Genomic DNA, 5568 nt, shown 5'->3' on the forward strand with positions numbered 1-5568 from the left:
TTATAGGCATATCGTCTACATATTGCGTCCATGATTTGTTTTCAGCATTTATTTCATATTGAATAGTGTGTTTGTCATCAGGTGTATGAGTAAACGCTAAACTTATATGCTCTAAGTCAGGATACAATTTATCAAAAGCTTCGTAAGGATTGTCTTCTGAAAATTCGTAATTAGCATAATCTATTATAGTTCTTTTGAAATCTTCAAGCAGTGGCGAGTTGTTTTCAATCTCGTTAACATCGCCAAGATCAAGTAGCTTGTTTATTTCAGCTAATCTTAGAGTTTTGTTCTTAAGCTCATCAGCCTTTTCAAATGGCTTTGTTAGCTCCTCTTTTGCATTTTCTATAAGACTTTCTAAGATTGCTCCTCTTGTTATGAGCCTATGAGTTCTTTCTTTTTTTCTTTTTACTATGTCTTGTTTTAATATCTTCTTTTCTTGATTTTTTAGTTGCCTTAATCTTTCTTCTGTATCATCAATTTTTTCTTTTATTTCTTTTGACTCTTGTCTTATTTGATCTAATTTTTTCATACAAAACTCCTTTCTTGTAATATAAAAAGAGATAACATTTCTGCTATCACTTTCAAAGTTTCATTATTAAAATTTTATGTCTTTTGAAATATCATTTATGTTTCTATAATGATTTTCTATCTCTTCTTGCTTCTTTCTTTTTAATTGTTCTTCTCTTCTTCTATGGTCTGAACTAATAGCTTATGCTTTTGTGAGATAAGTTCAGTATTGCTAGGATCAAGTTTAAGAAGTTTGTTAACATCACGCAGTTCTGATTGAGTATGTTTTATCTCCGTATTAACATATTTTAGAGCCGTTTGTAATTTGCTAGTGTCCCCACCAATCTCAACAGTTATCCCTTTTATTCTATTTGCCAATATCTCACCTCCTTAATTTTAGGCATCAAAAAAGCACCTAGAATTTTCTAGATGCTTTTCCTCTCAATATCTTTTGAACGTATTTAGATTTCGCTCACAAAAAACTCTTGTCTTAAATAAATTAATTATTAAGATTTCCTGTGAAGTACTCTAAAACAAAATCAACGTCGTTCTTTGAAACCCAGGCACTATTTGCACCACCAGGCATTTCTATTAATAGTTGGTTCTTTTCTTTTCTCTTAATGTTTGAAAATCTATTTCCGTCTACCTCGTAGGTTTCTCCGTTTATAGAATCTTGGACTTTAATTTGTCCATTTTTTAATCTACATACATTAGAAATCAAATCAAGCTCATTAGGTCTTGGATTTAAAATACAATCTTTCTTCAAAACATATCCTTTGGCAAAAGACCAATCTTCAATTGCTTCTCCTTGGGGTTTTATTAGATCAATGTATAAATAATCCCCTTCACTTTTAAGAATTAAACCAACATCACCTATTCTTAAACTCTCCGGAGATTTTTTATCACCTTTTGAGCTAGATACATCTATACTATTAATTAATACAAACCGTCCAATATAATCGTTTTTGTTACTAGGTATATCCTTTTCTCTAGTAATATGAACATTTCTTGCCTTTTGATCCCAGATTACAACTTGATTAAAAGCTTCTGCAATACATCGTAATGGTACGAAAGTTCTGTCGTTTTTAATTAGAGGAGCAACATCGATGACTTCTTTATGATTATTGTTAATTATTTCTTTCTTCCCAATATATAACTTTACTTCTAAATTTCTGTCTGATACTTTTACTTCTTGTTTTTTCTGATTCCATTGAACATTGTACCCGAGATTTTCTGAAATTATCCTCAAAGGAACCATAGTTCTTTCATTTTTAATAAATGGAACTACATCCGTCTTTACAATTTGATTATGAATATAAATATTTGGATCTTTAGAAATTGCAAAAACATCATTATTAACTTTTGAAACTTCATTAGAACTGAACAGTTTTAAAAGTTGACTTGGAAAATAGTTCACGGCTAATTGTTCCTCTTTAGAAAGAGTATTATACCATTTTAACCATTCTATATCTTTATCCGACAATCTAATTGATTGTAATAGCTCATAGTTTACGCTCAATTTTTCCTCTTTACTCAGACCATTAAACCACTCTTGCAATTCTTTAGGGCTGACTTCTGGATTATTATTTGCTGATGCAGGCTCATAGTTTACACTTAATTGTTCCTCTTTACTTAGACCATTAAACCATTCTTGCCATTCTTTCGGGCTGACTTTTGAGTTATTATTTGCTGATGAAGCAAATACATTTGTTGCAATTGCTGTTAACAGCATCACCATGGCTATTAATAGAGTAAATCTTTTTTTCATTTCTTACCTCCTCATATAATTTTGTTTAACTATTTGTCTTCCCCAAATATAATTTGATCTATTCTTTCTTTCAAATTATAAGAAGTTTTGTATATCCCCTCTTTATCCTTATTTTTCGATTTTATATTGTACCAATATTTATTATCTGTACTAAGGGAATCATCATTTCCTATTTCTATCTCATATTCCTTATTATCATGTACTTTAATTAAATATGTTCCTTCAGAATAGGCATTATCCAATCCTAGATATTGATTATTTGAATCATATAAACTAGAATCTTTCTTCAATTCATTCAACTGTTCTAAAATTTTCCTTTTTTGGTCTTGGGTTGTAACTAATTCTTTAAAAGTTTCTTGTTTTTCATCATAAATATTAACTGTCAAAGAGATTTTATCTTTTTCTTTGCTTATATTTTTATCATTAGAATTTAAACACGAACTTAGATTAATCATAAAAAATAATACTAGCATCAACCCAAATATTTTTTCTTTTGAAAACTTCATAAAATCCTCTCTTATCTTGTATAAGAATTTATATTTACTTGTCCCGATAAATTTTTATTAGACTCATTACAAACAGTTACAATATAAGCACTTCCCTTTTGTGTCTTAACTTTTAATGTAGAGTCTGTGGCAAATCTTCTCTTATAAATTATTTCTCCATCTTCTTCTATAATTACTGAAAATTCTACTCCTCCAGAACAAGACATATTTTCTAAATTTATGATAAAACCTTTGTAGTCGTCACCACTAATCTCAAACTCGTAGGGGATATTTTCAAAACTTCCTAGCTTTATTTGTTCGTCGATATTTGCTAGGTCAGATTTTATACTCGATATCTTTCCTAATTCTAATTTCTCATATTCTTTATAACCTATTATTTCAACCCTTCCCCCATTATTAATCTCAAAATTATTTAGCTCTTGGCCTAGAACTTCAACCCTATCTTGACTTAGGTCGGTCACATTGGCAAAAACTGGCAAAGAAAGAGCAAAGGCAAGGATAAAACTTATAAGTCCCAAAAGTGTTTTCTTCCATATTTTTATTATCTCCATTCTTTCTATGTTGGGATTTAATTTTAAATATAGGTTGTTTTCATAAATTCCTCTTTCCACGAGTTTTAGCATTGACATGCAATATTCTTTTCTATTTTTTATTGTGTCGCCTAATTGTTGAACCACTAGCTTATCGCAATTTATTTCTATATCTTGGTCTATATATTTTAAGCTTAGCCACAAGAGTGGATTGTACCAATATATGCAGGCTACAATATTTACCAGGTGGTTAAGTAGGATATGAAATTTCTTTATATGCATTAGTTCATGGATCAAAACATGGTCTAGTAATTCTTCATCAGCTAAGATATGATCTTGTAGGATTATCCTAGGTCTTAAAATTCCAAAGGTAAGGGGTGTTTTAAAATTGTTATTTATATAAATCCTTACTTTTCTTTTTAATCCAAATTTACTTATTTTTTTCTTCGCATAAAGTGTTATCAATAAGCGTAGAGCCTTTCATAACTTTATGAAATTTATAAATTTTTATTACGAGATAAGTAAAAATCAAAACCGAACCTATTAGTCGATTTAGTTTAAAAAATATAGAGCCTATTTTATTTACTAACCATCCAAGGGAATGATCAAAAAAATTTGTTATAGCAAGTAAGATAGAATTTTCCTTTACATTTTCTATTCCGATTTCAAGTTCATAGGGACTTATTAAGTAGATTAATAAAGCTATCCACAAAACAATACTTGCTGACCTAAAGGCTTTCTTATTTAATATTGGTCTAACTAAAAGAATAATAACTAGTAAAAAAAGACTTTTTATAGATTTTTCTAAAGTAATTACCCTAACTAGACTTATTGCCATCCTTGTCTTCCTCTTGGTCCTCTTCGTCAAAGCTATCTATTAATTTTTTCATTTCTTCTATTTCTTCTTTTGTAACTTCTTCATTTTGTAAAAACGTTTTACACATATTTAGAAGTGATCCTTTGAAAAGTTTATGAAAGGCTTCTTTTTGCTTATTCAAAAGAGCATCCTCCCTTGATACAAGGACCCTAATTGTGTATTTAGGATATCTCCTAGCTATCGCTTCTTTTTCTACTAATCTTCCAAAAAAGGTGTAGCAAGAGGTTTTACTTATATCGTACTTTTCCATCAATATTTTTGATAAGGCAAGAGCTTGGATTTCTCCATTTTCGTCTAATACATCGCCCTTCCATAATTCTTCCATTACCAGAAGTTCACCATCTGAAAATTCCAACTATATTACCTCCTTTATATATAGTTTCGTTCGCTCTTATATTTTTATTCGTTTAATTATTTTCAACTTGAGTATATCATAGATTTAAAAAATGGTCAAGTGTTTTGACCATTTAAAATTACAATTTTTATATTTTAATACATCTCGTTTTAGTTTTAAATTTCTTTTTCAAATTCATATTCAAAACTAATAATATCATTAGGAGTGCAAGATAGAGCCTTACATATTTTTTCCAAATTCTTAAATGTAATCGGTTTATCCTTGCCCATTTGTGCCATAACATTTGTTGTAAGTCCTGCCATAGCTATTACATCTGTTTTCTTTAATCCTTTTTTTGCTAACTGTATCCATAATGGTTTATAGCTAAGTGCCATAAGAGACATAAGTGCGGCATTTTTATCTAAAAGCTTTCTTATCTCGACTCTTGAGATTGGGTCTACCCCACTAGTTACCTCATCTAAAAATATTATCTCTCTATTCATCATTACAATAATTAACAAAGATAATTTTCTCTTCATACCCTTAGAATATGTCGAAACATTTCTACCCAGATCATTTGTAATTTCTAACAAGTCAGAATATTTTTGATAAGAATCTAAACCATAATCGAAATACACACCGTATAATTTAATATTTTCTAGCCCAGTTTTATCTTCATACAGATAGTCATTTTCAAGTAACATTGCATGATTTCCCTTAATCTTAATTTCGCCACCATCTTATTCATAAAGACCAGTGAGTATCCTAAGCAGAGAAGTCTTACCAGCGCCATTAGGACCAACAAGGGCATGGACTGTATTAGCTTCAATTTCTAGAGAAAAATTATTAAAAAGCTTCTTGTTTTTAAAATTTTTACTCATGTTTTTCACTTCAATTACATTCATTTATAAACCTCCTATCAATAAGACTTATTTTCTTATGTATTTATCTTAGAGCATTTAGAACTTATTTATATGAGTAAATACTGCAAATTTACAAAAAAATAAAGGCAGTCCGAAGACTGCCGATATTTACCTCTCTGCACC

General features: G+C 29.6%; 8 protein-coding genes and 1 pseudogene. All 9 read right to left on the reverse strand.

Translation table 11 applies throughout. The annotated features are described in order from the left end of the window. Nucleotides 1-259: 259 nt before the first annotated feature. Nucleotides 260-529 (reverse strand): annotated as a pseudogene (locus tag HMPREF1253_RS10665) (DUF3847 domain-containing protein); the annotation flags it as partial. Nucleotides 530-669: 140 nt separating this feature from the next. Further along, nucleotides 670-885 carry a hypothetical protein gene (locus HMPREF1253_RS01340; protein WP_036739098.1) on the reverse strand — a complete coding sequence of 72 codons (216 nt, stop codon included), beginning with the start codon at nt 883-885 and terminating at the stop codon, nt 670-672. Nucleotides 886-1006: 121 nt separating this feature from the next. Then, the gene (locus tag HMPREF1253_RS09550; RefSeq protein WP_023054960.1) at nt 1007-2275 is read right to left on the reverse strand and encodes a copper amine oxidase N-terminal domain-containing protein; all 1269 of its coding nucleotides are present in this window, start codon (nt 2273-2275) and stop codon (nt 1007-1009) included. Nucleotides 2276-2304: 29 nt separating this feature from the next. Continuing rightward, nucleotides 2305-2781, reverse strand: a complete 477-nt coding sequence (locus HMPREF1253_RS01350; RefSeq protein WP_023054959.1) for a hypothetical protein — start codon at nt 2779-2781, stop codon at nt 2305-2307. A gap of 11 nt (nt 2782-2792) precedes the next feature. Then, a complete protein-coding gene (locus HMPREF1253_RS01355) occupies nt 2793-3776 on the reverse strand; it encodes a M56 family metallopeptidase (RefSeq protein WP_238318862.1) in 984 nt (327 codons plus the stop codon). Next, a complete protein-coding gene (locus HMPREF1253_RS10345; protein ID WP_023054963.1) occupies nt 3742-4149 on the reverse strand; it encodes a hypothetical protein in 408 nt (135 codons plus the stop codon). The genes HMPREF1253_RS01355 and HMPREF1253_RS10345 overlap by 35 nt, the downstream gene beginning before the upstream one ends. Further along, nucleotides 4130-4543, reverse strand: coding sequence for a BlaI/MecI/CopY family transcriptional regulator (locus tag HMPREF1253_RS01360; RefSeq protein ID WP_023054958.1), 414 nt, complete (start codon nt 4541-4543; stop codon nt 4130-4132). Before HMPREF1253_RS01360 ends, HMPREF1253_RS10345 begins: the two co-directional genes overlap by 20 nt. 155 nt (nt 4544-4698) lie before the next feature. Continuing rightward, nucleotides 4699-4917: a helix-turn-helix transcriptional regulator gene (locus HMPREF1253_RS01365; protein WP_036739102.1), complete on the reverse strand. Its 219-nt coding sequence runs from the start codon at nt 4915-4917 to the stop codon at nt 4699-4701. A 345-nt stretch (nt 4918-5262) separates the two neighbouring features. Beyond that, nucleotides 5263-5427, reverse strand: coding sequence for an ATP-binding cassette domain-containing protein (locus HMPREF1253_RS10670; RefSeq protein WP_008902131.1), 165 nt, complete (start codon nt 5425-5427; stop codon nt 5263-5265). Between the last annotated feature and the right edge of the window lie 141 nt (nt 5428-5568).

The organism is Peptoniphilus sp. BV3C26 (assembly GCF_000478985.1).
In the GTDB taxonomy this organism is placed as follows: Bacteria; Bacillota; Clostridia; order Tissierellales; family Peptoniphilaceae; genus Peptoniphilus_B; species Peptoniphilus_B koenoeneniae.